This window comes from Aestuariivirga litoralis (assembly GCF_015714715.1).
GTDB classification, from domain to species: Bacteria; Pseudomonadota; Alphaproteobacteria; order Rhizobiales; family Aestuariivirgaceae; genus Aestuariivirga; species Aestuariivirga litoralis_A.
In genome coordinates this window covers 283,302-309,298 of sequence record NZ_WAHS01000001.1, presented here as the reverse complement: position 1 = coordinate 309,298, position 25,997 = coordinate 283,302, and the positions used below count along the sequence as shown (strand labels likewise).

Below are 25,997 nucleotides of genomic sequence, written 5' to 3'. Positions count from 1 at the left end.
TCTCCGAGACAGTCTTCAGTGCGGTATTAGTTCAACGGAACGTTCACCCGGGCCTGGGCGGCGATGGCGGAATAGCCCGTGCTGCCGATGCCATCATAGGAACCAGTGGCGGAGATGGCCACGCCCTGCTCCGTGCGGAAGGTAAGACCCGCCTTCACACGACCACGCAGACCCGTGGGCCCGGTGGCGGTGTCAGACAACGCACCAAGCCCGTCCACATTGGTGGAGGCGAAGTTCCAGATCAGTTCCGGGGTGAGTGAAGGCTCGACCCAGAGGCCACCGTCCGTCGCAAAGCCATAAGTCAGTGCGGGCGAGAACTTGAGCTGCCCCAGTTCCGTCTTCACGCCCGGAATGGTGACACCAAACGTATCCTTGTAGGCATCGGTATAATCCTGGAAGTAGGTGAAGCTGAGGCCCGGTGCCAGCACCAGATGCTCCGACAGGTTCCAGCGGCCATCGAGCTCGGATGAGGCCAGCCAGCGTGTCGAGGTAAAGTCACCCGAGCCGGAGAGGCTGTTGCCGGAGCGCCCCCAGGCGGCACGCGACTGCCAGAACAATTGGTCGCTCAAGCGTACCGTGGCATAGGGTCCCGCCATCCAGCCTGTGCCACTCATATGGGTACTCGAGGTCTGGTTCATCGTGTCAACTTGCGTGAACACGCCGATCAGCAGGTTGGGGTTCACCACATAGTCGCTGCCCACCGAGAACAGGCCAAACTGGCCGGAGCGTTCGCCGTCATAGCCGGCATAGGTGCCTTCCATCCACACATCGAGCGGTGAAGAGTAACCGGCGCGCGAACTACCGATGCCCAGCGCAGCATCCTGCTTCTGCTGCCACTTCGCCAGCTGCGACAACGATGTATGGAACGAGGCGGAAAGACCGTCATGGGCATTCACCGAAGCGTCGAAGGCGCCGGTATAGTTGAAGCGGTCCATGCTGCCACTCTCACCGGCATTCTGCATGGCATTGTAAAGCATCGCCTGCAGGCCCCAGAGATCAGCCATGCCGTTCGCGCCCTGAGAAGCCAAGGCGGCTGAGGGCGCAACGATCATTCCGCTTCCGCCTGCCATGGGCTTGCCGCCAAAGCCGAAGCCCCCTGCAGGCAGGTCCGACCTGCCGTCATCCGCAAAGTTGCCCGAGGACCCGCCGCCTTGCCCCTGGGCATCGTTCAGCCGGTCAATGTTGCGGCTCATGTCAAACAAGTTCGACACGATCTGGTTGCTCCGGTCCGAGATGAAACCGCCGATCGCCTGCGTGGCGGGGCCGACGGAATCCTGCACAGTGATGGTCACCTGTTGCTGGCTCGAAGCATGCCTTGCATCGCCGCCAAAGGTCACAGTGATTGTCTGAGTCCCCACACTCGTGAATGTGTGGGTGCATGTTGTCACACCTGCCGTGAATGTGCTGGTGGGACAAAGCGGACCCACCACAGTGGGATCGGAAAACGCGGCAGGCCCGGTCACATCTGGGGGAGTAATCGTCGCTGTGAAGGTGACGGGCTGGCCCAATTGCGGAGTCGCAGAGGAAGCGCCGAGCACCAGAACCGTAGCTTCCTTACTCACGGCGAAAGTCTGCTGCATCTGGGCTGCCGCCGCATAGTTATCATCGCCCAACTGATCCGCATTGATCTTGCACGTGCCTTCGGCAGCGAATGTCACAGTACTGCCCACAAGAGTACACGACCCGGCGCTGGAAGCATCGATAGCAAAGGTCACCGCATTGCCTGACGCGCCTCCGCTGGCCGAAATTCCATAAGTACGCCCGATGAGAGCCGGGTTAGGCGGAGTCGAGGTGAAGCTGATGGTTTGTGTTGCTTGGTTGATCGCAAAACTCTTCGACACGGGACCAGCGGCGGAATAACTGGCGCTACCTGCCTGTGAAGCCGTGATCGAACATTGCCCAGCTTTGACAATTGTCACCGTCGCTGAGCCGCCAGAATCGGTTGTGCAGACGGCGGGTGTAGTCGACGCGAAAGTGACCGGATTGCCGGAAGCGCCGCCCATGGCCACCATGTTGACTGTCCCGCTAGGCGCATAAGTCACATCGGCTGGCTGGGTGAACGTGATGCTCTGCGCCACGCTGTCGACGGCCAGCGTCAGCGTGCCGCTCTCCTGGGTGAATGGCCCGGTGCCAGTCGAGGAATCGGTGACGGACACCTTGAAGTTAAAGTTGCCTGCGGCCTGAGGCGTACCCGTCAGCGTGCAATCGTTGGTAATGAGTGAAACGCCCGCAGGCAGTGCGCCCGATGAAATGGCGCAGCTGTAACTGGCCTTGCCGCCTGTCGTCTGGATTGACACGCCTGAAAGCGGCTGCAGGGCCGTTCCGCTGCCACCATTAAGAGAAATATTGAGCGTGGGATTGCCGACAACGAGGCTAAAAGTTTCCGTGCTCGAATCGCCTCCCGCATTATGGGCACGAACCTGAAATGAATCTCCGCCACGATAGCCAACTGGCGCTGTGTAGAAGGCGACACCGTCTGTTGTGATACTAACACTCCCGCCTGCTGAGGTGCTGCCTGACGTGGCCGTGCCCGACGAACCCAAATAATAGTTGGACACAGCAGTTGATTCGTTTCGCAACATGAGAAAGGCAGCAAAAAGCTGAGTGGAGGATGCCGAGCCTGCATTGTAGGGCAGCGGCGGCGAACTCCTGAAATACGATTGCAGCGTGGGCGGATTTGGAATTGCTTCCAGCACAGTGAAAGTCTGAGTTACATTTGGCGCTGGATTGGTTGAGCCGTCTCCGGCCTGTGACGCAGTAATCGAGCATGTGCCAGTCGCAACAAGCGTGACGTTGCTGCCATTCACGGTGCAGATGCCAGTTGAATTGCTTTGATAGGAGACGGTCAGGCCAGAACTGGCCGTAGCTGAAAGCGTTGCGTCGCCCGTGCCCATTCTCTTGTTGGCGGGCTGTGGGAATGAGATGGATTGGAAATTCTTGGCCGCGCTGCCGCAGTAAATCTCAGGCGCACCTTGACTGTAATCACCAGCGATTTGTCCCTGGAAACCATGTATCCCGTCATCCGGCACGTCGACAGCAAATGTGTAGGGAAAGGAAATTCCTCCTACCCAGCCAATAATGCCGCCGACAATAAATGCCGAAGGACTGTTGACAATTCTAATTTGGTCACCCGTAACAAAGCCATTGGCCCAAAATACGTGGTGGCCTGCATTATTGGCATTGTAAAGTTCGATGGGAATAGGCCCCATGTTCAAAGCATCGCAACCCGGTGAAGCCGATGCCCGGCTTGGCAGCGCCGCCAGACAACAAAGTGAAATCAATACGAACGCAAACCAAGACCTAAACAGCCCGTATGCCGCCAAAACGCCTCTGCCCAACTCCATCAGACCCCTGCCGATAATTTTTTCCCACTTGTGCCATTGATACGTTTCCCACTCAACCGGTTTGACAATTCCAAAGTCAAATAATGAGATAAAACTAAAACACTAATTGAATTGAGCCCAAACAACATCTACGAATTGTAGAACTGATCCGGCTTCAATGCCGCAGCATCGGCACCAGAGACACCAGCAGCAACAGCGCAAGCGAAATATTGATTGGCCGGAACCAGCGCGGATCGGTGAGCAACGCTTTCAGCCCTGCCCCGAAGCCGGCCCAGGTTGATGCACTCGTAATGCCGGTAAACACAAACGTGCCCACCACTGTGGCCAACCCGATCCAATAGAATCCAGGAATGGTGTAAGTCGTCAGCGCGGTGATCGCCATGATCCAGGCTTTGGGGTTCACCCACTGGAAGGCCATCGCCTGCAGGAAGCTCAGCGGCTTTGCCTGCTCACCGCCCTGTTCGCCCTTGGGCTTGTCGGTGGCAATCTTCCAGCACAGCCAGAGCATGTAGACAGCACCCGCATATTTCAGCACCGTGAGCAGCACCGGCCAAAGTTCAAATATCTTCCCAAGGCCAAGACCGATGCACAGCGCCTGGAACGGAAAGCCGAGAGCCACGCCGAAGACAACCGGCAGCGTCGCACGAAAACCGTGTGCGATGCCACTCGCCATCAGGATGGTGTTATTCGGCCCCGGCGTGAACGCCATGATCGCGGCGAACACGAAGAGACCGACATAGAGATCGTAGGTCACGAGGCCTTAGCCGCGGCCCATGAAATCAAGCTTGCCCAGCGCAAAGCCATTGCTGCGCAGGATGTTGTAAGCGGTGGTGGCGTGGAAATAGAATTGCGGAACAGCCACCGCGTTGAAATAGGTGACCGGATCGAAATCGGTATCCTTGCCGCTCAACTTGATCGTTACTGTGCGGGCGGGATCGAAATCTTCCTTCTTCAATGTCTTCAGGAAATCGATCGTCTTGCCAATGCGGGCCTGCAGATCTTCAAAGGTCTTTTCCTCATCCTTCATCGAAGGATTGGTGGTGCCGGAAAGCCGCGCACCCGCACCCTTGCCGAAATCCGAAGCAAGCTGAACCTGGCTGATGAGGCGCAGCATGTCGGGCGCGAGGCGCAGGTTAAGGATGACATCCTTGTCCCACTTGCGTTCATCGGCCTGGGCTTCGGCCTTCTTCAAAACCTTGGACAGCGACTCGAGGCCGCGAATGAGGAACGGTACGGATTGATCGTAAAGTGCAGTCATGTTTCTCTCCCTGTGATTTTTATTTCAGTGATGCGCAGAAGCGCTGGATGCGCTGGCAGGCGTCTTCCAGCGTGGGCGTTGCGGTGGCATAAGAGATGCGGAAATAAGGTGACGTACCGAAGGCGGCGCCATGCACGGCAGCAACACCTTCAGCGGCCAGCAATTCCGATACGAACTCTTCGTCATTGCTGATCACTTTGCCCGAAGGGGCAGTCTTGCCGATGGTGGCCGCGATCGACGGGTACACATAGAAGGCCCCTTCTGGCGTGGCGCATTTGATGCCCTTGGCCTGGTTGAGCATCGAGACGACGAGGTCACGGCGTTCCTTGAACACCTTGTTGTTGGCCGGGATGAAATCCTGCGGGCCGTTCAGCGCTTCCACCGCTGCCCATTGCGCAATGGATGACGGGTTGGAGGTGGATTGCGATTGCAACTTGCCCATCGCCTTGATCAGTACTTCCGGGCCCGCGGCATACCCAATGCGCCAGCCGGTCATGCAATAGGCCTTGGACACGCCATTCATGGTGAGCGTGCGGTCATAAAGCTTGGGCTCCACCTGGGCGGGGGTGACGAATTTGAAGTCGTCATAAGTCAGGTGCTCATACATGTCGTCAGTGAGGACATAGACATGCGGGTGCTTGAGCAGGACGTCGGTGATCGCCTTCATCTCGGAACGGCTGTAGGCCGCACCCGTGGGGTTTGACGGCGAGTTGAGGATCAGCCACTTGGTCTTCGGTGTAATCGCCTTCTCCAGCGCATCAGCCTGCAGCTTGAAACCCTTGGCCGGATCGCCCTGCACAATGACCGGCGTGCCGCCTGCCAGCATGACGATATCAGGATAGCTGACCCAGTAGGGGGCCGGCACAATCACTTCATCTCCCGGATTCACAGTGGCCAGCAAAGCGTTGAAAAGGACTTGCTTTCCACCAGTCCCGACAGAGACTTGGCTGAGCTTGTAGTCCAGGCCGTTCTCGCGCTTGAACTTGTCCACGATGGCTTGCTTGAGCTGCGGAATGCCGTCCACCGCAGTGTAGCGTGTTTTCCCGTCATTGATCGCCTTGATCGCCGCGTCCTTCACATTGCGCGGCGTTTCGAAGTCAGGCTCACCAGCTGCAAGGCCGATTACGTTTTTGCCTTCGGCCTGCATGGTCAGGGCCTTGGTGGAAATGGCAATCGTCGCGGACGGCTGAATGCGGTTCAGTGAATCTGAAATGAAACCCATGATCTTTCCTCTTTTGCGGGGTCTGTAAGCCTTGCGCAAAAAAGTCGCAAGCCTCATTGCGGCATGGGAATTCGCGTTTGAAACATGGCATGCTGGAACGATGGGTAAAGGGCCGAATGTATCGATTGTAGGGGCGGGAATAGCGGGTCTGGCGGCGGCCATTGGCCTCGCCCGGGCGGGTAAATCCGTTATCCTCTACGAGCGTGCCGCAAAATTCGAGGAAATCGGCGCTGGTCTGCAGCTCGGCCCCAATGCCGTGCGCGCCCTGCAGGCCCTCGGTGCCTGGGACACGGTGGAACCTATCACTTACGCACCACCGGCGATTCGCATCCTCAATGGAAAATCCGGCCGGCTGCTGAAAGAGGTGGAACTGGGCGCCGCCTTCGAGCGCCGCTTTGGCCAACCTTACCGCGTTGCGCATCGTGCCGATCTTCACAACGCGCTGGTCACAGTGGCGCGCGGAATGGGCGGTATTGAAATCCGCCTCGGTGCAGAAATTGATGCAACTGCCCTGCAGGGCCAAGTGATTGCCGCCGATGGCGTGCGCTCACTCACGCGCGCCAAGCTGTTCCCCGGCAGTGAAGCGCAGCCTGTGCCTGACCTAATTTTCCGCGCGCTTGTGCCGATGCCGAAATCTGGCGCAGGTTTGGATTGCGTCAATCTCTGGCTCTATCCCGGCGGCCATGTCGTGCACTACCCGGTGGGCCAAGAGAAAAAGCTCAATCTCGTTTCTGTGACCCAAGGCCAACGCCCAGAACAACATTTCGCTTCGGTCAGCAGTGAATTACAAAATCGCTTGGCGCTAGCCGCGCCATGGCGCGAGTGGCCGGGCGCTTATGTGCCGCCTCTGCCTTCATGGCAGAAGGACAACATCACACTGATCGGCGATGCCGCCCATGGCACCCTGCCCTTCCTGGCACAAGGTGCGGCCATGGCGCTGGAAGATGCGGCTGCACTGGTCAGCGTGCAGGACTGGGCCGCGCGGCGTACACGCTGCCTGCGCTTGCACCGTGAAACACTGAAGGCCGGGCAGATTTATCATCTCTCCGGCCCTGCAGCATTCATCCGCGATCAGGTGATCCGCAGAACCAGTGCCAGCAGCTTTCTCAAGCGGCTGGATTGGATTTATTAGCGCTTACCGTTGCCATTGCCACGGCCGCGCGATGCTGGGGGAGTGTTGTCATCGTTGGGATTGTTCGTGTCAATTATCGCAATATAGCACTTTTTCTTGATCACTACTGCAGCGCGGGTCGCAAACTGTTGCTTGCCACCGCCAATGCAGCCAGCTGCAGCTTGGCAGCTGTTCTGGCCGCCCATCCAGATTGGCAAGCCGTTGTTTTTGACCCAGGCGTTGCAGCAGGAAACAGTCTTGGCCTTGGAGCCCGAATAACAGGCATCCGAGAGCGACTTCGCCTGCGCCGGAGCGGCGAAGGTGAATGCCAGGGCGATTGAGACGGGAGCGAGAGCAGAGATGAGAGCGATCTTGGTATTCATGGTAACCTCCATTTGTTAAGCGATCCAGATTGGATCCATGGGGTTGGAATACGTCAGGTGCCATGATCCTGCCCTGAATGCTGCGTTCACTCAGAATTCATGTGACAGGGCAGGAATAAACCTTACAACACTCCGTATCCCATTCATATGGAGGATCACCAACATGTCTATGCGCTTTTCTGCAATGCTCGCTTTTTCCCTCATGGCAACCCCGGTCTTGGCCGCCGGAGGCGGCGGCAGCACCGGTACCGATACAACGCCTCCCCCGCCCAAAGTATCACCGATGAAATGCAAACCCGGCCAGGTGGCCAAGGTGGTCATGAAGATGGGCAAGAAGAAAACCATCTGTGTCAAAGTCATGGGCAGCAACCTGGATGACCGCGATCTCTACCATCAGGGCTGGGTGCTGGCCAAAGCCGGCGAGTATGACTGGGCCATTGAGGTTCTCTCTTCCATCAAGAACCAGAACAATGCCGATGTGCTGACCATGCTTGGTTATTCCAACCGCAAGGCCGGCCGTTTCGAAGTGGGCTTTGCCTATTACGACCAGGCTCTGGCGCTGGATCCCAAATTTATCCGTGCGCGGGAATATCTTGGCGAAGGCCTGGTGGCCCAAGGCAAGATTGACCTCGCCAAAGTGCAGTTGGATGAAATTCGCAAAATCTCCGGCACCGGTTCTGAGGAATACAAAGACCTCGCAAAGGCCATCGATACCGGGATCTAACCTTTCTTCGGGGTGAGCCAGGACACATCCTGGCGCCCCAGCCCTGCAACACCGAGACGTATGGCAAGTGCGGGCAGCAACGCGCGCAGCTCATCCTCAAGCACGAAAGGTGGATTGAGGATGAGAAGCCCTGAGCCCGAAAGCCCGCTGGCCTCGTGGGTGTTTTTCACCCGCAATTCGGCTTTCAGGATATTGCCAATCCCGGTGGCATGAATGCCATCGAGAAGTCGGTCCACGAAGGCTTCTGTCGTCACCGGATACCAGATGATGAAAATACCGCCCGCAAAGCGCCGCTGGCCCTGCGCCAGCATCTGGACGACCTTTTCCGCCTCATCCCTTTCCTCGTAAGGCGGATCAATCAGAACCAGCCCTCGCTTCTCGCGCAATGGCAACTGAGACTTCACCGCCTGCAGAGCATCAAGCGTGGTGACTTCAAGCCGGCGGTCGCTGCGGTAGTTCTCTTCCAAAGTAGCAGCGTCGGAGGGATGAAGTTCATTGGCAATCAGCCTGTCTCCGCCGCGCATGCCCTGAAGGATCAGCTCCGGCGAACCGGGGTAATAGCGCAGCGCGCCTGAAGGGTTCATCGCCGCCACCGCCTTGCGGTAAGCGGCCAGCATCGCCTCTACCGCCGGATCGAAAGGCTCGGCCATCAGTCCGATGCCGGTTTGCCATTCACCGGTCTTTCCCGCCTCCACGCTTTGCAAGTCATAGGCGCCGATCCCGGCATGTGCATCAAGGGCCGCGAAGGGCTTGTCCTTCAAAGCAAGATATTCGACCACCCGGGCCAGCACCGCATGTTTCAGCACATCGGCATGGTTCCCCGCGTGAAAGGCGTGGCGGTAATTCATCAGAGCGCTTAACCGCAAGCCCAAGGCCCGGTCAATGGCACAGCCGGTTAACCAAACGGCAACCACTTGTGTTCATGTTAGGGCCATGCGTGTGACCGTGACTATTGCTGCGTTTTTGACCCTGATGACAAATCTGGCATCGGCGGAAAAAGCTGGCCCGGTCTTCGGCAGCACGGCTGCCGGCACTTTCCAGTTGGCAGATCAGACGGCCATTGCGGGTCAAAACTCCACAACGGTCGAAGCTATGGCCGGCTGTACAGCTCCTGATTGCGTCCAGGGGGTGCGAACTGCTAACTTGCCCCTCAGAAGCAAGAAACCATAATCTTGCCTGTATTCGGGCTCATGTGCCGGATGTTTTCGGGGAACGTTTCGAGATGATGCATTTGACCAAATACGTTGGACTGGTTGTGGCGGCAGGTATTCTGAGCGGCTGCGCCAGCATGAACGTATTCAAGGATTCGAGCAGCGACACGACCGCTGCCCCTAATCTCGCTCCCGTAAATCCGCCCATGCAGAATGCAGGCGGGCTGACTTCAGGCCAGATCAAATCCCTCCTCTCCGGCAAGAGCTGGCGCTGGAAAGGCCCGAAAAATTCGGGCGTAACGCTCTATGCTTCCGACGGCACCTCGCTCGTCGAAGTGACCGGCAAGGGCACCACCCAAGGCCGTTGGGAAGCCAAGGATGGCCAGCTGTGCGAGAGCTTCTCGCCTGCACCCTTCCTGCCGCAAGGCGTTCCGATGACCTGCCAGCCGATTACTGGGTCGGGCGGCGCCTATCTCGTCGGCCAGGCCAACTTTACGCTCGCCTCATAAGGAAGTTTGCGGCGGACACAGTCCTGCCACGACTTAATCATTCATCCGCCGGAACTTGCCGTCATCTTCGTCATTAAGAAGACAGGTCTTGTGGCCTTCTGATGTGAAGGCCAAAGAGCCGGAGGGCATAAAGATGATTTCCCGCAGAACATTTTTCGCAATTGGCGCTGGCGTTGCATTGATGCCTTCGGCTGCCATGGCCGCACACCCGCTTTATGGCGGCGTTGACTTCACCCGCGATCCCAATCTGATACCGCCGCCGGAATCTGACACAGATTTTCCGATCTCGTCCTATGAGAGCAACCTCGCGCCGCAATTCCGCGCCCAGCAGGTGACGATTGGTGTCAGCAACCCGGCCGGTGCCATCGTGATCGATCCTGATAATCACTTCCTGTACTTCATGCTGGGAGGCGACCAAGCCATCCGTTACGGCGTGGGCGTGGGCCGCGAAGGCTTCGCCTGGTCTGGCGATGCGCTGATCGGCATGAAACGCCGCTGGCCGCGCTGGCTGCCGCCGGAAAGCATGGTGGAGCGTGACGCCAACGCCCGCAAATGGGCCAATGGCATGCCCGGTGGTCCAACCAACCCCTTGGGCGCGCGCGCCCTTTACCTCTTCGCCAACGGCCAGGACACGCTGTACCGCATCCACGGGACCAACGAGCCCTCTTCCATTGGCAAGTCCATGTCATCCGGCTGTATCCGCATGCTGAATGAGAACGTGGCTGACCTGTTTGACCGCGTTCCCGTGGGCTCTCATGTCAGGGTGCTGCCTTCACAGCAGAGTGCCGCCGGAAACTAACAATTGTTCATTCTCCGCGCCCTTGCCTTCAACCCTCGGCCTATGGCAAACGCCGGGGCATGAACGCCACGACGCTGACCAAAGCGGCCCTGAATCATGCCCTGTGCCTGTGGCTGTTGGCAGGCCTTGCCGCCTGCTCGAGCAGCCCGCAGGGCGTGCGCATCGTCAATGGTGGCACGTCCGCCATCCCGTCCAAAGTGGCAACACCCATCCACGACCTCACGCCCGATCAAATTGCGCCCGCCGTGGTGGGCAAGACCTTCCAATATACGAGGAAGGGTGCATCGGGCTTCGTGATCTATAACGCGGATGGCAGCCTCACCATCACCGACGACCAGAAGGGCCAGACCACCGGCCGCTGGATGGCGAGCGGCGGCCAATATTGCGAGAGCTTCGGTGCGTCAGCCCCGATGGAATGCGGCGTGTTCAAGGACACAGGCGATGCTTTCTTCGCCGCCAATACCCGCCTCGTCGAAATGAAAATCTGAAAACAAAAAAGCCGGCGGAACATGCCCACCGGCTTTCTGCATTCAATTGCGAATGCTTAAGCGTTCGGAACCTTGCCATGCGGCGTGAGGTGATCAACCACCTGCGGCAGAACCTGCGAGAGCTGCCCCACGATCTGGTCCGGCGACAGGCCCGTTGAAGCGGCGATCTTGCTCACCAGATCAGGGCCGAGAACATTCGAAAGCTGGTCACCAGTAATCGGCAGGTTGCTGCCCGTGCCCACCCAGGAACCAGCCACATCGCCGGCACCCTTGTCCTTCATGTGATTGAGCAAACCGCCGAGGGCACCGGCGATACCACCGGGAACGGCAACGCTCGATGCAGCAGAGCCGAGGGCGCTGCCGAGGCCGCCCGGCAATGCGTCAGCTACGCTGCCACCGCCGCTCATGTTCTTCACGAAGTCCGAGATCTTGTCGCGGTTCTGATAGCCAGCGACAGCGACCAAGCCCAGGAGCGCTGCGAGGGAAGGCATATTGTTGTTGGCCATGGTGAATATCCTTTCATGTTGGCGGATGCTATTATGGGAACGCTTGTGACGATTTCAAGATGAGGTCAACGCAATTCAACAGCTTTGCAGCCGGGTGGATTACTGTTAAGAATGCGGCACTAATCAACAACACCATTCCAGGGGGTTTCCATGGGTATCATCACCACCATCATTTTCGGTCTTGTCGTCGGCGTGATCGCCAAGTTCCTCATGCCCGGCAAGAATGAGCCACAGGGCTTCATTCTCACCGCCATTCTCGGCATCGTCGGCTCGTTCGCCGCCAGCTATATCGGCCAGGCCATCGGCTGGTATCAGGAAGGCCAGCCCGCCGGCTGGATCGCGTCAATCCTCGGCGCCATCATCCTGCTGGTGATCTACGGCATGGTTTTCAAACCGCGCGCCTGATCAATCTACGGACTTAAAGGAAAGCCCCGGATGATCCGGGGCTTTTTTATTTCTCTAAGAGATACGGATTGGTCTGCCGTTCGCGGCCAATATCACTCGGGTTGCCGTGGCCGGGCAGGAATTGCACATCATCGCCGAGCGGCAGGATCTTCGTCTTGATTGCGTTGATCAGGGTTTCATGACTGCCACCCGGTAAATCGGTGCGACCAACAGAACCTTCGAATAACACATCACCCATCAGCGCGAATTTGTTTTCAGCATTGAACAGCACTACTGAACCGGGCGAATGCCCCGGCGCATGAAGCACACTGAATGACAACCCGCCAACTTTTACAACATCGCCCTCGTTCAACCATTGATCCGGCGTGACCGATTTTGCATCCGCCATGCCGAACTGCGCCGCGCGATTTGGAATATTGTCGAGCACCGGCTTGTCGGCTTCATGCGGGCCGATCACTGGCACTTTCAATTTGGCGGCCAGATCGGCAGCACCGCCGGCATGATCAATATGACCATGGGTCAGCAAAATCTTTTCAATCTTGGCACCCGACTGCTTGATCGCATCTTCGATCCTGTCAAGATCACCCCCCGGATCAACCACAGCGCCCTGCTTGGTCTCATCATCAAAGACGATGGACGCATTCTGCTGAAAAGGGGTGACGGGAACAATCAGGATTTGGAGCTTGGCCATGCCTCTAAATAGGTGGTGCCAAGCGCAGCGTCAAACCCGCCCTTCCCTCATTTGTGCAAGTCAGCTATCGAAATCCAATGGATAATCTGATCACCATCCGCGATGTGCTGCGCTATGCCGTCACCCGTTTCAACAAGGCGGGCCTGGCCCATGGCCATGGCGCAACCAATGCGCTGGACGAAGCAGCATTCCTCATTCTGGAATCTCTGAAACTGCCCGTGGATGACATCAACCCGTGGCTTGAAGCACACCTGACCAAGGCAGAGTTGCAGGAGCTTCTGGCGCTGATCGAAACCCGCATCACCACGAGGAAGCCCGCTGCCTATCTGGTCAAGCGCACTTACATGCAGGGCATTCCCTTCTATGTCGACGAGCGCGTGATCATCCCCCGTTCCTATATCGGCGAGATGATGGCCAAGGGCCTGCTCACCGATCTGGAAGTGGATTTCCATGCGGCAGAAAGCGTGCTTGATCTGTGCACGGGTTCAGGCTGCCTCGCCATTCTGGCAGCGGCACAATTTCCCAATGCGGAAATCCATGCGGCTGATCTGTCCAAGGATGCGCTTGCCGTCGCCGCCATCAATGTGAAGGAGCATGATCTGGAAGATCGGATCACCCTGCATCAGGGCGATCTGTTCAAGGCGCTCGGCAAGACGAAATTTGATTTCATCATTTCCAATCCGCCCTATGTGGCGAAGGCCGAGGTGGATGCCTTTCCGCCGGAATATGCAGCCGAACCGCAGATGGCGCATCTGGGCGGCGAGGATGGTTTTGATCTCGTGCGCCGGATCATCCTCGAAGCACCGCGCCATTTGAACGCGGGCGGCGGCTTGCTGTGCGAAGTGGGCACCGGCGGCGAAATTCTGGAAGCGGATTTTCCTGATCTCAATTTCTTCTGGCTGGATTCAGAAGAGTCAGAAGGCGAAGTGTTCTTCCTGCGCTTCTAGGCGAGACCTGAAAGCTTCTTGAAGTTCTCCCACACGATGCGGGTGTTCTTCGCCATCTCCGGCATCAGCGGGAAGCATTCTTCCTTCAGCCGCGTGTAAGCCCCTGCCCCATTTTGACGCTCAAGTGCGGCCACATAATTCGGCAATGAAGACCAGCCAGCCACCGTCTGCGGTGAGAATTCACAATGGAACTGCGTGGACAGTGCATGATTGTCGATACCCAGCGATTGCACGGCACATAGCGGCGATGAGGCCAGCACCGTGCCAGACTGCGGCACGCGCTTCACTTCGGCATGGTGCCATTCCATCACGGTTTGCGTTTTTGAAATTCCGGCAAATTGTGGCGCGTCATTCAGCTCCACTTGGAATATGCCGACCTCACCCTTCTCCGCCATACCCACTTCGCCACCGAGTGCCGTGGCCAACAGCTGATGGCCGAGGCAGACACCGAAATACGGTTTCGCCCTGTCCCACACCCACTCGCGGATGGCGGCTTTTTCCATCGCCAGATAGGGGAATTTGTCTTCCTGCCAGGTGTCTTGTTCACCGCCCAGAACGAACATCAAATCGTACGGATCAAGTGAAGGCACTTCCTCGCCAGCAAACACCCGCACGAAATCCGGCACGATGCCATCCTCGGCGAACCAGTCGGTAAACCTTCCGGGATGGTCATGGTCCATATGCTGGATGACAAGTGCGCGCTTCATTCAAGCCTGCAATAATTGAAGTGATTGTGCCTGCAACCCCCGGCCACGCGGGTCTTTTTCGGTGGCGAAGGAAAGCTTCATGCCTTCATTGAGATGCGGCAGGCCCGCGCGCTGCACGGTTGAGACATGCACGAACACGTCCTTGCCGCCCAGCGCTGGCGAAATGAAGCCAAAGCCCTTCTCCTTGTTGAAGAACTTGACCACCCCTTCCACGCGCTCCGGCCTTGCCTTTTCCATCCAGCCATCTAGCTTGTTTCAAAGCGTCAAATCAACCGGGCCTAACATGCTGAAACACCTCGCCGCCGCATTCCTGCTTTGCAGTTTTGGATCAGCCTCCGCCGGCGTGACCCAGAAAACCACCTACAATTACTTCGCCATCAGCGGCTCCAATGCCGCTTCGATCTACCGGTCGATCACCAGCAACAGCGAGCTGAAAGGCTCGCACCGCACACTGGCCACCACCAATGTGATCATGGAGCCAAAGGCGCTGCTCGACAAGCGGAAGGGCTGCAAAGTCGCCTCGGTCGGAATTGCGATGACTTTCGAGGTGCACCTTCCACGCCTCAGCAATGAAGCGGCTCTGCCCGCCCCTTTACGCCGCGACTGGCGCGCCTTTGTCCAGCATCTGAAAACCCATGAAGAACATCACCGCACCATCTGGATGGGATGTGCCGCAAAATTCAATAGCTCAGTGCAAAATCTGGTGGGTGGCGGCTGCGGCGGGCTGGATGACAAGATGAATGGCCGCTGGAGTGACGTGGAACGCCGCTGCGCCCCGCTCAACCAGAGTTTCGATGCGCGGGAGCAGAACAGCATGCGCTACCTGCCCTTTATCCGCCGGGCGATGGGCGGCCGCTAGTCCGGAACAGCGCCCACAGACCAAGCGCCAGCAGCACAAACACCACGGCGAAAGTCACGAAGCTGGGCCAGTGGGTGAACACATCGGCCAGATGCGGCATGATGAAAGCCCCGGTGCTGAACGGCTCGGCGCTGAACTCACATAATTGCCAGGACGCCCCGCGCGCAAACATTTCGCCGTCCATTTGGGTGATCAGCACCGTGGCAGAATCTGCCGCACTTGCCATGCCGGTCATGTGCTGCAGCAGCGCCTTTGTCGCCGCCAGATACGCATGGGCGCATTCATTGAACGGGCTTGCCTCGTCCGTCAGGCTGCCCGGCACTGCGCCCCACAAGCAATAGGTGGCCTGGATGTTCCCGTAATTCATCAACCGGCGGAACGTCTCGTCAGTTGCACTTTGCTGGTTCGCCAGATCGAGAATGGCAGCGCGGTAATTGACGACAACAGCCATTTGGCCGTGGGTGAGCGCTGGTATGGAAATGCCCGGCGGCAATGGGCCACTACGCTTGCCATGTGCGTCGGCGTTGGAAATGAAAAAGGCCGCAGCGATAAAAGCTGCGGCCAAAAGCTTGTTCATCAGAAATCAGGCCTTGGCCGTGCGGCCTTGAACCTTGGCCTGTGGCTTTGAACCGGCAAGTTCGCCTTCCACCAGCCAGCCAAATCCAAGCCCGATCACCGTCCAGATCACCAGCTGAATGCCGATAGACGCCACGCGGAACTGCCACATGACAACAGCCGAGAAGTTCTCCGGCACTTCATTGACGGCGGGCAGCAGGTAACCAACCACGCTCAGCAGCACCACGAAGACCAGGCCGCCGATAATCGATGCGTTCCAGCTGCCGCGCGTGGCGATCAGCCGGCGCGCCACATTGACCGCGATAATCATCGCTGCAACAGAAGCCACGATCATCACCATGAAAAGCTCAGTCCGCACGGCAATGGTTTCACCGCTGCTGGTGGCCGGCGGGCTGGCTGGATATTTGACGAAGGGCGCGGCAATCACTGCAATGAAACCCAGCACCGCCAAGACGGCGGAAGTGGCACGCGGGCTCAGTGCGCCGATGCGGCCATAGACATAGGCAAAGACCAGCGAAAAAATGCCGCCCAGTGCTGCGCCGTAAACCAGCACACCAGTGGCCAGGCCAATGGTGGATTGAACAGCGCGGCTGACCAGTTCAGGCTCAGCCGCTTCACCGGCGGCTTGTGACGCGGCCTCTTCAAAGGCGATGGCCTTGTCGACCATCGGCTCACCAAATATATGCGCAAAAATGAATGCGAGAATTCCCGCAGCAATGCCCACGAGCATGCCGCGCAACAGCAATTTCCCAACCATGATGATGATCTCTTCTGCTTAGTGGCAGGGGAAGCCGAGAAGGTGGCGGCCGTCATGCACGAATTCGTGCACATACATGCCGTTGAAGATCGCCATGGCGCCTTCCTCGGTGCCGACGAAATACAGTCCCAGCAAGCAGATCAGCCCGGCGAAAATCGCCCAGGGAAGGATGTCCTTCACCGGAATGGGGCGAAGGCCTTCAACGATGGAAATATTAGACATGGAATTCTCCTGGGATTCAGCGTCCCGTTAAATTGATCGTCGCATCAAAGGCGGTCTGACTTCCAGTGCCCTTCGAGCATCCTGGTTTTACAGTGGCGCGACCGTGCGGATTTTTCCGGCTTCGCCCTTCATGCAATTGCCATCGTAGGCGCTCCTGCCCTGTCAATCAAGCAGGACCTGCGGTAGAGATTCTCGATGTTGAGATTAACGCTGGTGTGCAGCGGCATCACCGAGGGCATGAAACGCGGGATATTTCCCGCGCCTGACGATTCCGTGCTGGAGCCCCATTCCATTGCTTTGGCAGACGCGCTGCGGACCAGCATGAAACGAGGTGCCAAGGGCCTGCGCGGCACCGATCCCCGCGCCCGGATTACCGCGGAATTGCTCGGCGTTTCGGTGAAAAGCCATGCCGCCCTGGATGACCGCGATTTTGGCGCCTGGGCAGGCCTGGGACTGGCCGATATCGAAAAAACCAGGCCGGCCGCATTGGCAGCCTGGATCACCAGTACCGACTTTGCCCCCAAGGATGGAGAATCACTCCAGACCGTCGCGAACCGCAGCAGCCAGTTCCTGAGTGAAATGGAAAAACGCACCGGCCACGTCATCGCGATCACCCATGCAACGGTGATCCGCTGCGCCGTGCTGCATGTGCTGAACGCGCCCCTCAGCAGCTTCTGGCAGATCGACTGCCCGCCTCTCTCGGTCACCGATCTGCGCCAGGATGGCAGGCGCTGGGCTTTGCGCGCCCATGCGGTGGACAAACTGGCCTAGGCCTTAAGGACCCTTCCCGCCACTGCATCCAGCTTGGCCAGCAAGGCCGGATCGCGCTTGTCGGGTGCGGTCATGATGGCAAAATCCAGAGCGGTGTCGGCCACGCAAGGGGGATGCATTTTCGGAAACGCGCTCGCCAGCTCCAACACGAAGGCCTTTGCCGTTTCGACATTGCCCTTCATCACCTTGATCACTTGCGCCACATCCACGGCCTCGTGATGCGGGTGCCAGCTGTCAAAATCAGTGACCATCGAAACATTGCAGTAGGAGATCTCGGCCTCGCGGGCGAGCTTCACTTCCGGCATCGCCGTCATGCCGATCAGATGTGCACCCCAGGAACGGTGCAGTTCTGACTCGGCCTTTGATGAGAATTGCGGGCCTTCCATTACCACCAGCGTGCCGCCGTTGCGATGTGGAATGCTCAACTTCGTCAGTGCAGTTGACGCCAGTTCGCGCAACACCGCCGAGGCTGGTTCGCCAAACGGCACATGGGCCACGCATCCAGTGCCGAAGAAGCTGTTCTCGCGCATATAGGTCTTGTCGATATATTGATCAGTGAGCACGAAATGCCCCGGCGGCAAATCCTCGCGCAACGAGCCAACCGCAGACAGCGAAAACAGATCCGTCACACCGCAACGCTTCATCACATCGATATTGGCGCGGTAATTGATGCTGGACGGTGAGAACACATGCCCGCGCCCGTGCCTTGGCAGGAACACCACTGGCAAACCGGCAATCTCACCCTCACGCACCTCGTCCGATGCCTCGCCCCAGGGCGAGCTCACCCGCCGCCAGCGCGCCTTTTCAATCGGGATGTCATAAACCCCAGAGCCACCGATGATGCCGAGAACAGTTTGGGTCATGCGGCTATCAAGCCGCAACACCCTCCTCCACGTCAAGCTTTCCAGCGAAAACATATTGGTCGCGGCCGCGGTCCTTGGCCTCATAAAGCGCTTCGTCGGCGGCACGCAGCAGGCGAACCACCGGCGTTGCCGCATTTGCTTCCACAATGCCGAAACTCAACGTCGGCTTCAGGTGATGGCCCTCGGCTTCGAAACCTTCGACATGTAGCCGGCTCATCAGCACCGCGAGCAAAAGCCGCAACTGTGCTTGCGGCATGCGCGGCAGGCGAACGGCAAATTCTTCGCCTCCCAGACGCCCGGCATAGCCATATTGCCCAAAAACCTGCAGCATCATCGACGAAAGATACTTGAGCGCAATGTCGCCCACGCCGTGCCCATAGGTGTCATTGATGGATTTGAAACGGTCGGCATCCGCCAGCACCAGGAAGCCACCATCGGCGCGGTCTTTCTCGGCCATATCCAGAAAATGCGCGCGGGCAAAATGCCCAGTCATCGCGTCATATTTTATCATTTCATCGACGCGGTGCACCGTGTCCTGCAGCGTTTTGATGATGGCGAGCGAGAAAAGCGATGTGGGGGCCGCGATCAGCAATGGAACAAAACCGGCAATCTGGACTGTAGGCCATATCTGGTTGGCGGGCAGATCGCCCCACACCACGATTACAAACCCAAGCGATGCCAGAACGGCAAGTGTGGTGATCGAAGCGCAATAGGCAAAAACCTGGCTCCAGCTGGAAATGCGAAAAGGCATGATCGCAGCTTGGCATTCAACCTCCGAAAACTCGGCAAAGAAATCAGTTCAAATTTTAACGAAAAAGCCCGGCACGAGGCCGGGCTTTTGAAAGGGTTTGGACGTGCAGTTTAGTGCACAGCCTTCCAGATCTTGCGCTTCACCGCGTAGAGCAACCCAGCCAGGATCACCAGATAGATCAGCACTTCAAAGCCGGTCTGCTTGCGCTCTTCCATCTTGGGCTCAGCCGTCCATGCGAGGAAGGCCGAGACGTCACGGGCCATGTCATCCACCTTGTTCGGCGCGCCGTCATCGAAAGTCACCTGACCATCAGTCAGGGGCGGCGGCATGGAAATCCATACGCCATTTTCGAAATAGGGGTTGTAGTGCTTGCCCTCGACCTTGGCCACATCAGCCGGCGGTTCTTCATAACCGGTAATGAGCGAATAGACATATTGCGGGCCGCCAATACCATTGAGCAGCTGGTTGAACGTGCCGTGCCAGCCTTCGCGCGCCTTGGTGATCAGCGAGAGATCAGGCGGCAAAGCGCCACCATTGGCAGACTTGGCCGCGTCGTCATTCGGGAATGGCGATGGGAAATAATCCGAAGGCAAGGCAGGACGATCAATCTCTTCGCCATTGCCATTGTGGTCTTTCACATTGAAGGTCGCAGCCAGCGCCTTCACTTGTTCTTCCGTAAAGCCCGGGCCGCCATTGTCAGCCAGGTTGCGGAACGCCACCAGCTTCATCGAATGGCAGGAAGAGCAGACTTCCTTGTAAACCTTGTAGCCGCGCTGCAGCTCGGCCTTGTCGAATTTGCCGAACGGGCCTTCGAAAGAATAAGTGATCGGCTTGGCCGTCTTTTCAGCTTCCGCAAAGGCAGAAGCGGAGAACCCGGTGAGGGCAGCTGCGGCGATCAGGATTGAGGCGATTTTTTTCATCTGTCTTCTCCTGATCACTTCGCCGCACCATGCGCCAGCACATCTTCACTGATGGAATTGGGCAGCGGCTTGGGCGTTTCCAGCAGGCCCATCAAGGGCAGCAGGATGATGAAGTGGGCAAAATAGTAGATCGTAAGGATCTGGCCCCAGATCACATAGGAGCCTTCCGGCGGCTTGGAACCGATGAAGCCCAAAGCGACACAGACGGCTGCGAACACCCAGAATTCCAGCTTGAAGATCGGGCGGTATTTGCCCGAACGCACGCGGCTCGTATCAAGCCACGGCAGGAACAGCAGGATCAGGATCGACGAGAACATTGCGATCACGCCGAACAGCTTGTCCGGGATCGAACGCAGGATCGCGTAGAACGGCAGGTAATACCATTCCGGCTTGATATGTGCAGGCGTCGACAGCGGGTTGGCATGGGCGTAGTTGACCGGGTCGCCGAGATAGTTCGGCAGGTAGAACACGAACAGCGCGTAAACCGCCAGGAAGCAGACAATCGCGAAGCCATCCTTCAGCGTATAATAAGGATGGAACGGAACCGTGTCCTGCGGGCCCTTCACCGAAATGCCGGTCGGGTTGTTGTTGCCGGGCACGTGAAGAGCCCAGATATGCAGCGCCACCACGCCAGCCAGCACGAAGGGCAGCAGGTAATGCAGCGAGAAGAAGCGGTTCAGCGTGGGATTATCAACGGAGTAGCCGCCCCACAGCCAGGTGGTGACCGAGTCACCCACGAATGGAATGGCCGAGAACAGATTGGTGATCACCTTGGCGCCCCAGAAGCTCATTTGTCCCCAGGGAAGAACGTAACCCATGAAAGCAGTGGCCATCATGATCAGATAGATGATGACGCCGATCATCCACAGCACTTCCCGCGGTGCCTTGTAGGAGCCGTAATACATGCCGCGGAACATGTGGATGTAAACCGCGATGAAGAAGAACGATGCGCCGTTGAAATGCATGTAACGCAGCATCCAGCCATAGTTCACGTCGCGCATGATGTGCTCGACGGAATCGAAGGCCATGTCCACATGCGGCGTGTAATGCATCACCAGCACGATGCCGGTGACGATCTGCACCACCAGCATGACGGCGAGGATGCCGCCGAAGGTCCACCAGTAATTCAGGTTCTTCGGCGTGGGGAAATCCATCAAGTGGTCTTTGGCGAAGGCCACGATGGGAAGACGGTCATGCAGCCACTTTTCAATGGCGCTGTTTGGTTGGTACTTTGAAGGTCCGCTCATGCTCGTCTTTCCGCGAATTAGCCGATTTGGATCTTGGTGTCGGAGAGGTATTTATAGGGTGGCACAGCCAGGTTCTCAGGGGCCGGGCCTTTGCGGATGCGGCCCGCCGTATCATATTGCGAACCATGGCATGGGCAGAACCAGCCGCCGGTTTTTTCCGAGCCTTCGACCACTGCGAATTCGCGCAAGGGATTGGCACCGTCCGGCACGCAACCCAGATGGGTGCACACACCCATCATGATCAAAAACTGTTCCTTGCCGCCCACCACGCGGTTTTCATCGGTGGCTTCGCTGCCATCTTTGGCGTTGGCATTGCGCGACACGGGGTCTTTCAGGTCGGCCATGGCAACGCCCTTGGCCAGATCAATTTCCGGCTTGGTGCGGTGGCGGATCAGGACGGGGTTGCCGCGCCATTTGATCGTCACGGCCTGGCCTTCAGCGATGGGAGCCAGATCAACTTGCGTGGTGGCCAGGGCCAGCACGGCCTGGTCAGGGTTCATCTGGTGCACGAAGGGCCAAGCGGTGAGCACAGCGCCCACACCGGCCGCAGCACCAGTGGCAATCATCAGGAAGTCGCGCCGGTTGACATCATCATGTACCGTATCAGCCACAGGTCTCACCCTCTCATAGAAACGATGGGCCACGAAGAGACCCAAGTTGGCCCGGTTTTGGCATTGTGGCCAAAAGAAGTCTAGCAAACTGGATGTCGCAGGGACGGGCACCTTTGCCGCAACGGAAAATCGCTCTAAAACCCTGTAAATGAGCCTCGAAATCGCCCTCTACCAGCCTGACATCGCGCCCAATGCCGCAACCATCGGCAGGATGTGCGCCTGCTTTGGCCTGCGCCTGACCATTATCGAGCCTGCAGGCTTCGCCTTCACTGATTCTGGATTCAGGCGCGCCGGCATGGATTACCTTGAAAAACTGGATCTGGCCCGCGCCGCCTCCTGGGCCGCATTCCGCGCAGACAACGCTGGCCGCAGGATCGTGCTGCTCTCCACCAAGGCCAGCGTGCCTCACGTGGATTTCGCCTTCCAGCCGGATGATATTCTGCTGCTCGGCCGAGAATCCGCCGGTGTGCCGGATGACGTACATGAGGCCGCCGATGCCCGCATCCGCATCCCGATGGCGCCGGGCCTGCGCTCGCTGAATGTGGCCATGGCCGCCAGCATGGTGACCGGCGAGGCCTTGCGGCAGTTGCGCCAGTTTCCAACCGGCTGACCTTCCGCTAGCTTGACCACATGAAATCTGATCTCGAAAATCTCAAGGCCGTTTCGCGCGCGTGGTTCGAAAGCTTGCGTGACGAACTGATCAAGGCGCTGGAAAAACTCGAAGGCGAATTCTCCGAATCCCATTTCGTGAAAAGCCCATGGACGCGCGCTGAAAATGGCGGCGGCGGCACCATGGCCCTGCTCCATGGTGAGCTGTTCGAAAAGGCGGGCGTGCACTGCTCCACCGTGCATGGCGAGTTCTCACCGGAATTTGCCGCGCAGATGCCGGGTGCCAAGGATGATCCACGCTTCTGGGCGTCGGGCATTTCGCTCATCATCCATCCAAAAAATCCGCATGTGCCGGCGGTGCATATGAATACCCGCCTCGTCGTCACCACCCGCCACTGGTTCGGCGGTGGGGCTGATTTGACGCCGATGCTGAACCGCAGGCGCTCACAAACCGATCCCGATGCCATGGCCTTTCACGCCGCGATGAAAAACGCCTGCGAGGATCATCTGGTGGCCGACTATCCGCGCTATAAAAAATGGTGCGATGATTATTTCTATTTGCCCCACCGCCATGAGCCGCGCGGCATTGGTGGCATCTTCTTCGACAACCTGCATTCCGGCGATGATGCGTCTGATCTGGATTTCGTCAAGGATGTGGGCAGCAGCTTCCTCAACATCTATCCGCAGATCGTGGCAAACAACATGAAGAAGCACTGGACCGAGGAAGACCGCGAGGAGCAACTGGTGCGCCGTGGCCGTTACGTCGAGTTCAATCTGCTCTATGATCGCGGCACGATTTTCGGCCTGAAGACCGGCGGCAATGTGGACAGCATTCTCTCGTCCATGCCGCCCGAAGTGAAATGGCCTTAGGAGAATAACATGGACCTGCGCAACGGCTTCGACATCAAGCGCTATATCCGCACCATTCCGGATTATCCCAAGCCCGGCATCCTGTTCCGCGACATCACCACGCTGCTGGCCAATATGCATGCCTACCGCGCGGCGGTGGATGAATTGGCCTGGCCCTTCCTGCATGGCGATTTTGAATATGTGGCCGGCATCGAAGCGCGCGGCTTCATCTTGGGCGGTGCCGTCGCGCATGCGCTGGGCCGCGGCTTCGTGCCAATCCGTAAAAAGGGCAAGCTCCCGGCCCGCACCATCGGCCAGGATTACGCGCTGGAATATGGCGTGGATACCATCGAAATCCACGCCGACGCGATCAAGGAAGGCGACCGCATCCTGCTGATCGACGACCTCATCGCCACCGGCGGCACGGCCGGTGCTGCGATTGACCTCATCCGCAAATCAGGCGGCGAAGTGCTGGCCGCAGCGTTTGTGATTGATCTGCCTGACCTCGGCGGCGCCGAGAAACTGCGCGCCAAGGGCGTGAAGGTTCATACGCTGGTGGGGTTTGAGGGGCACTGATCCTGAACCGCACCAGCCTTGGCATTGTCAGTGCAATTGTTTCGGCATCCTTCTATGGCTTCGTCCCAATCTGCGTGCGCACCGCCTACAATAGCGGCATCCCGGCGATTGAAAGCACCCTGACGCGCACAGTTTTCGTTGCCACCGCTTTCGCATTGATCGCACTGCTCTTGGGCGAAAAATTGTCCATCCCAAAAACCGCGTGGCCCGTCTTTCTGGGCCAGTGCGTGGGCACGCTGCTGGTTTCCATCGCCTATCTGGCCTCGGTCCAATTCATTCCGGTCGGGCTGGCCGTGATTATCTTTTACCTTTCGCCGGTGCTCATCATGCTGATCGCGCCGTTGGTGGAAAAGCGTGCGCCCGGCCTCCTCCGCATTCTGATTGCTGTACTGGCCTTTATCGGTTTGGCCATCGCGGTCGGACCCAGCTTTGACCGGCTGGATATGCGCGGCATCACGCTCGCCTTCGCAGCGGCTTTTGGCTACGCCCTGCAGTTTTTCACTGGCCGCGCCTTGTCGCATCATATGCCGCCCAGCGCCTCTGGCAGCCTGGTGCATGCGGCCATACTGCCGCCCATCCTGGTGATCGCGCTTTACTTAAGCTCTGGCAGCCTGCAGTTTTTGCACGGCGGCAGCGCCATGGCCCCAGGCTGGCTGGCGCTGGCGGCCTTGGCTTGCGTCTATCTCGTCGCCTATCTGGTGCAAATGCTATCGCTGCGTTTCGCGCCCGCGTCCACCGTCGCTCCATTTTTCAATGTTGAGCCCGTGGTCACCACAATCGTTGCCGCACTGCTGCTCGGCGAACGGATGGAGGTGAACCAATATCTCGGCGGCACAATCGTCCTCGCCGCGTTGCTGGCGTCAACGCTCATCGGCAGAGCAGCGAAAACAGCAGGCGCTGGGTCTTAGGTATTAAACCTGAAATGCATCACGTCGCCGTCGGCGACCACGTAGTCCTTGCCTTCCAGCCTGAACTTGCCGGCGACCTTGGCACCCGCTTCGCCCTTGCCTGAAACGTAGTCATCATAGGCAATGGTTTCCGAGCGGATGAAGCCCTTTTCGAAATCGGTATGGATCACGCCTGCTGCACCCGGTGCCTTGGTGCCCTTGGTGATGGTCCAGGCGCGGGCTTCTTTCGGGCCCACGGTGAAATAGGTGTTGAGGCCGAGCAGCGCATAGCCGGCGCGGATCACGCGGTTCAGGCCAGGTTCTGAAAGGCCCACGGCTTCCAGATAATCCTTCTGGTCGCCAATCGGCAGAATGGCGATCTCACTTTCGATCTTGGCAGAGACGACAACCGCCACATTGCCTTCTGTCTTGGCGAAGGCGATCACCTTGTCGGAGAAGGCGTTGCCCTTATCGGCCGCACCCTCTTCCACATTGCACACATAAAGTACGGGCTTCGATGACAGCAGGCCGAGGCCCTGGAACGTCTTCTCTTCATCAGGCGTGCGCTCAGTCAGGCGCGCGGGCTTGCCTTCGCGAAGCAACAGCAACGGGCGCAGCATGAGCTCCGCAAGCTCCTTCGATTCCTTGTCGCCCTGCTTGCCCTTCTTCTCCATAGCGGGGTAACGCTTTTCGAGGCTGTCGAGATCGGCCAGCATCAGCTCGGTCTCGATGGTTTCGATATCGGCCAGCGGATCGATCTTGCCGGAGACATGCGTGATGTCGCCATCTTCAAAGCAGCGCACCACGTGAGCGATGGCATCGGTCTCGCGGATATTGGCAAGGAACTGGTTGCCCAGGCCTTCGCCCTTCGAGGCCCCCTTCACCAGGCCGGCAATATCCACAAAGGTCAACCGCGTGGGGATGATCTGAGCCGAGTTTGCAATCGCAGCCAGCGTGTCCAGCCGCGCATCCGGCACCGCCACATCGCCCACATTGGGCTCAATCGTGCAGAACGGATAATTCGCCGCCTGCGCGGCAGAAGTCTGCGTCAGCGCATTGAACAAGGTGGACTTGCCCACATTCGGAAGGCCCACAATGCCGCATTTGAAACCCATAAGTCATCTCCAGAAATTCTTGCGCTGCATATAGGGCGCAAGACCCGGCCTGTCTATCGGTGCGCCGGAAACATCATGAAGCTGCAAGCCGCCCGATAAAAGCGGGTTTGTAACCTGTTCCTTCACAACACTAAACCTG

Annotated in this window: 33 protein-coding genes; 13 read left to right on the top strand and 20 right to left on the bottom strand. The window is 58.2% G+C overall.

From position 1 onward, the window contains the following. Positions 1 to 26: 26 nt before the first annotated feature. From F8B91_RS01635 to F8B91_RS01620, 4 genes are all read right to left on the bottom strand, one after another. Positions 27 to 3,209, bottom strand: a complete 3,183-nt coding sequence (locus F8B91_RS01635) for an autotransporter domain-containing protein (RefSeq protein WP_196501978.1) — start codon at positions 3,207 to 3,209, stop codon at positions 27 to 29. A gap of 289 nt (positions 3,210 to 3,498) precedes the next feature. After that, positions 3,499 to 4,098 (bottom strand): LysE family transporter, encoded by a 600-nt coding sequence (locus F8B91_RS01630; protein ID WP_196501977.1) that lies wholly within the window; start codon positions 4,096 to 4,098, stop codon positions 3,499 to 3,501. A 6-nt stretch (positions 4,099 to 4,104) separates the two neighbouring features. Further along, entirely contained in the window at positions 4,105 to 4,602 is a 498-nt protein-coding gene (locus F8B91_RS01625; RefSeq protein ID WP_196501976.1) for a DUF1993 domain-containing protein, read from the bottom strand. Between the two features lie 19 nt (positions 4,603 to 4,621). Next, positions 4,622 to 5,824 (bottom strand): pyridoxal phosphate-dependent aminotransferase, encoded by a 1,203-nt coding sequence (locus F8B91_RS01620; protein WP_196501975.1) that lies wholly within the window; start codon positions 5,822 to 5,824, stop codon positions 4,622 to 4,624. Positions 5,825 to 5,924: 100 nt separating this feature from the next. On the opposite strand from F8B91_RS01620, the gene F8B91_RS01615 reads away from it, so the two are divergent. Further along, entirely contained in the window at positions 5,925 to 6,956 is a 1,032-nt protein-coding gene (locus F8B91_RS01615) for an FAD-dependent monooxygenase (RefSeq protein ID WP_196501974.1), read from the top strand. Here F8B91_RS01615 and F8B91_RS01610 read toward each other — a convergent pair. Then, positions 6,953 to 7,318 carry a hypothetical protein gene (locus F8B91_RS01610; protein WP_196501973.1) on the bottom strand — a complete coding sequence of 122 codons (366 nt, stop codon included), beginning with the start codon at positions 7,316 to 7,318 and terminating at the stop codon, positions 6,953 to 6,955. The genes F8B91_RS01615 and F8B91_RS01610 overlap by 4 nt on opposite strands. A gap of 163 nt (positions 7,319 to 7,481) precedes the next feature. Here F8B91_RS01610 and F8B91_RS01605 point away from each other — a divergent pair, with 163 nt between their 5' ends. After that, entirely contained in the window at positions 7,482 to 8,042 is a 561-nt protein-coding gene (locus F8B91_RS01605; RefSeq protein WP_196501972.1) for a tetratricopeptide repeat protein, read from the top strand. Here the strand turns inward: F8B91_RS01605 and F8B91_RS01600 are convergent. Next, a complete protein-coding gene (locus tag F8B91_RS01600; protein WP_196501971.1) occupies positions 8,039 to 8,890 on the bottom strand; it encodes a 23S rRNA (adenine(2030)-N(6))-methyltransferase RlmJ in 852 nt (283 codons plus the stop codon). The two genes, F8B91_RS01605 and F8B91_RS01600, sit on opposite strands and share 4 nt — an antisense overlap. A gap of 383 nt (positions 8,891 to 9,273) precedes the next feature. Here F8B91_RS01600 and F8B91_RS01595 point away from each other — a divergent pair, with 383 nt between their 5' ends. Next, the gene (locus tag F8B91_RS01595; protein WP_196501970.1) at positions 9,274 to 9,702 is read left to right on the top strand and encodes a DUF995 domain-containing protein; all 429 of its coding nucleotides are present in this window, start codon (positions 9,274 to 9,276) and stop codon (positions 9,700 to 9,702) included. A gap of 33 nt (positions 9,703 to 9,735) precedes the next feature. Here the strand turns inward: F8B91_RS01595 and F8B91_RS01590 are convergent, their stop codons facing one another. Continuing rightward, positions 9,736 to 9,900 (bottom strand): hypothetical protein, encoded by a 165-nt coding sequence (locus F8B91_RS01590; protein ID WP_196501969.1) that lies wholly within the window; start codon positions 9,898 to 9,900, stop codon positions 9,736 to 9,738. On the opposite strand from F8B91_RS01590, the gene F8B91_RS01585 reads away from it, so the two are divergent. Both F8B91_RS01585 and F8B91_RS01580 read left to right on the top strand, forming a co-directional pair. After that, entirely contained in the window at positions 9,884 to 10,501 is a 618-nt protein-coding gene (locus F8B91_RS01585) for a L,D-transpeptidase (protein ID WP_196501968.1), read from the top strand. The two genes, F8B91_RS01590 and F8B91_RS01585, sit on opposite strands and share 17 nt — an antisense overlap. Before the next feature lie 59 nt (positions 10,502 to 10,560). Continuing rightward, on the top strand, positions 10,561 to 10,989 hold the full coding sequence (locus F8B91_RS01580; RefSeq protein WP_196501967.1) for a hypothetical protein: 429 nt from the start codon (positions 10,561 to 10,563) through the stop codon (positions 10,987 to 10,989). Between the two features lie 56 nt (positions 10,990 to 11,045). Here the strand turns inward: F8B91_RS01580 and F8B91_RS01575 are convergent, their stop codons facing one another. After that, on the bottom strand, positions 11,046 to 11,495 hold the full coding sequence (locus F8B91_RS01575) for a YidB family protein (RefSeq protein ID WP_196501966.1): 450 nt from the start codon (positions 11,493 to 11,495) through the stop codon (positions 11,046 to 11,048). 150 nt (positions 11,496 to 11,645) lie between these two features. Between F8B91_RS01575 and F8B91_RS01570 the strand changes: the two genes are divergently transcribed. Continuing rightward, a complete protein-coding gene (locus tag F8B91_RS01570; RefSeq protein ID WP_196501965.1) occupies positions 11,646 to 11,900 on the top strand; it encodes a GlsB/YeaQ/YmgE family stress response membrane protein in 255 nt (84 codons plus the stop codon). 46 nt (positions 11,901 to 11,946) lie between these two features. Here F8B91_RS01570 and F8B91_RS01565 read toward each other — a convergent pair whose 3' ends face one another. Then, the gene (locus F8B91_RS01565; protein ID WP_196501964.1) at positions 11,947 to 12,591 is read right to left on the bottom strand and encodes an MBL fold metallo-hydrolase; all 645 of its coding nucleotides are present in this window, start codon (positions 12,589 to 12,591) and stop codon (positions 11,947 to 11,949) included. 77 nt (positions 12,592 to 12,668) lie between these two features. Here F8B91_RS01565 and prmB point away from each other — a divergent pair, with 77 nt between their 5' ends. Continuing rightward, the gene (gene prmB / locus F8B91_RS01560) at positions 12,669 to 13,538 is read left to right on the top strand and encodes a 50S ribosomal protein L3 N(5)-glutamine methyltransferase (RefSeq protein WP_196501963.1); all 870 of its coding nucleotides are present in this window, start codon (positions 12,669 to 12,671) and stop codon (positions 13,536 to 13,538) included. Here the strand turns inward: prmB and F8B91_RS01555 are convergent. Continuing rightward, positions 13,535 to 14,245 carry a type 1 glutamine amidotransferase gene (locus F8B91_RS01555; protein WP_196501962.1) on the bottom strand — a complete coding sequence of 237 codons (711 nt, stop codon included), beginning with the start codon at positions 14,243 to 14,245 and terminating at the stop codon, positions 13,535 to 13,537. The genes prmB and F8B91_RS01555 overlap by 4 nt on opposite strands. Continuing rightward, positions 14,246 to 14,482, bottom strand: coding sequence for a cold-shock protein (locus tag F8B91_RS01550; RefSeq protein ID WP_196501961.1), 237 nt, complete (start codon positions 14,480 to 14,482; stop codon positions 14,246 to 14,248). A 46-nt stretch (positions 14,483 to 14,528) separates the two neighbouring features. Between F8B91_RS01550 and F8B91_RS01545 the strand changes: the two genes are divergently transcribed. After that, complete coding sequence (locus tag F8B91_RS01545) at positions 14,529 to 15,104, top strand: DUF922 domain-containing protein (RefSeq protein ID WP_196501960.1); 576 nt, start codon at positions 14,529 to 14,531, stop codon at positions 15,102 to 15,104. On the opposite strand, the gene F8B91_RS01540 is transcribed toward F8B91_RS01545, so the two are convergent. The 3 genes from F8B91_RS01540 to F8B91_RS01530 are packed head-to-tail and all read right to left on the bottom strand — an operon-like array spanning position 15,076 to position 16,659. Continuing rightward, the gene (locus tag F8B91_RS01540; protein ID WP_196501959.1) at positions 15,076 to 15,681 is read right to left on the bottom strand and encodes a hypothetical protein; all 606 of its coding nucleotides are present in this window, start codon (positions 15,679 to 15,681) and stop codon (positions 15,076 to 15,078) included. The two genes, F8B91_RS01545 and F8B91_RS01540, sit on opposite strands and share 29 nt — an antisense overlap. Positions 15,682 to 15,687: 6 nt before the next feature. After that, positions 15,688 to 16,437, bottom strand: coding sequence for a CbtA family protein (locus F8B91_RS01535; RefSeq protein ID WP_196501958.1), 750 nt, complete (start codon positions 16,435 to 16,437; stop codon positions 15,688 to 15,690). 18 nt (positions 16,438 to 16,455) lie between these two features. Beyond that, positions 16,456 to 16,659, bottom strand: a complete 204-nt coding sequence (locus tag F8B91_RS01530) for a CbtB domain-containing protein (RefSeq protein WP_196501957.1) — start codon at positions 16,657 to 16,659, stop codon at positions 16,456 to 16,458. A 195-nt stretch (positions 16,660 to 16,854) separates the two neighbouring features. Here F8B91_RS01530 and F8B91_RS01525 point away from each other — a divergent pair, with 195 nt between their 5' ends. Then, positions 16,855 to 17,430, top strand: a complete 576-nt coding sequence (locus tag F8B91_RS01525) for a histidine phosphatase family protein (protein ID WP_196501956.1) — start codon at positions 16,855 to 16,857, stop codon at positions 17,428 to 17,430. On the opposite strand, the gene F8B91_RS01520 is transcribed toward F8B91_RS01525, so the two are convergent. The 5 genes from F8B91_RS01520 to petA all read right to left on the bottom strand — a co-directional run bounded on the left by F8B91_RS01520 (position 17,427) and on the right by petA (position 21,822). Continuing rightward, positions 17,427 to 18,293, bottom strand: coding sequence for an S-methyl-5'-thioadenosine phosphorylase (locus F8B91_RS01520; RefSeq protein WP_196501955.1), 867 nt, complete (start codon positions 18,291 to 18,293; stop codon positions 17,427 to 17,429). The two genes, F8B91_RS01525 and F8B91_RS01520, sit on opposite strands and share 4 nt — an antisense overlap. 7 nt (positions 18,294 to 18,300) lie before the next feature. Continuing rightward, the gene (locus tag F8B91_RS01515) at positions 18,301 to 19,044 is read right to left on the bottom strand and encodes a GGDEF domain-containing protein (RefSeq protein ID WP_196501954.1); all 744 of its coding nucleotides are present in this window, start codon (positions 19,042 to 19,044) and stop codon (positions 18,301 to 18,303) included. Between the two features lie 110 nt (positions 19,045 to 19,154). Continuing rightward, positions 19,155 to 19,964, bottom strand: coding sequence for a cytochrome c1 (locus F8B91_RS01510; protein WP_196501953.1), 810 nt, complete (start codon positions 19,962 to 19,964; stop codon positions 19,155 to 19,157). 14 nt (positions 19,965 to 19,978) lie between these two features. After that, a complete protein-coding gene (locus tag F8B91_RS01505) occupies positions 19,979 to 21,211 on the bottom strand; it encodes a cytochrome b (protein WP_196501952.1) in 1,233 nt (410 codons plus the stop codon). 17 nt (positions 21,212 to 21,228) lie between these two features. Beyond that, positions 21,229 to 21,822, bottom strand: coding sequence for a ubiquinol-cytochrome c reductase iron-sulfur subunit (gene petA, locus F8B91_RS01500; RefSeq protein WP_348641709.1), 594 nt, complete (start codon positions 21,820 to 21,822; stop codon positions 21,229 to 21,231). A 148-nt stretch (positions 21,823 to 21,970) separates the two neighbouring features. On the opposite strand from petA, the gene F8B91_RS01495 reads away from it, so the two are divergent. Genes F8B91_RS01495 through F8B91_RS01480 form a run of 4 tightly spaced genes read left to right on the top strand, consistent with a single transcriptional unit; the run spans position 21,971 to position 24,764 of the window. Next, a complete protein-coding gene (locus F8B91_RS01495; protein ID WP_196501951.1) occupies positions 21,971 to 22,432 on the top strand; it encodes a tRNA (cytidine(34)-2'-O)-methyltransferase in 462 nt (153 codons plus the stop codon). 20 nt (positions 22,433 to 22,452) lie between these two features. Further along, entirely contained in the window at positions 22,453 to 23,301 is an 849-nt protein-coding gene (hemF, locus tag F8B91_RS01490; protein WP_196501950.1) for an oxygen-dependent coproporphyrinogen oxidase, read from the top strand. Between the two features lie 9 nt (positions 23,302 to 23,310). After that, positions 23,311 to 23,856 (top strand): adenine phosphoribosyltransferase, encoded by a 546-nt coding sequence (locus tag F8B91_RS01485; protein ID WP_196501949.1) that lies wholly within the window; start codon positions 23,311 to 23,313, stop codon positions 23,854 to 23,856. Continuing rightward, a complete protein-coding gene (locus F8B91_RS01480; RefSeq protein ID WP_348641782.1) occupies positions 23,853 to 24,764 on the top strand; it encodes a DMT family transporter in 912 nt (303 codons plus the stop codon). The genes F8B91_RS01485 and F8B91_RS01480 overlap by 4 nt, the downstream gene beginning before the upstream one ends. Here F8B91_RS01480 and ychF read toward each other — a convergent pair. Continuing rightward, complete coding sequence (gene ychF, locus F8B91_RS01475; protein ID WP_196501947.1) at positions 24,761 to 25,858, bottom strand: redox-regulated ATPase YchF; 1,098 nt, start codon at positions 25,856 to 25,858, stop codon at positions 24,761 to 24,763. The two genes, F8B91_RS01480 and ychF, sit on opposite strands and share 4 nt — an antisense overlap. Positions 25,859 to 25,997 lie beyond the last annotated feature (139 nt).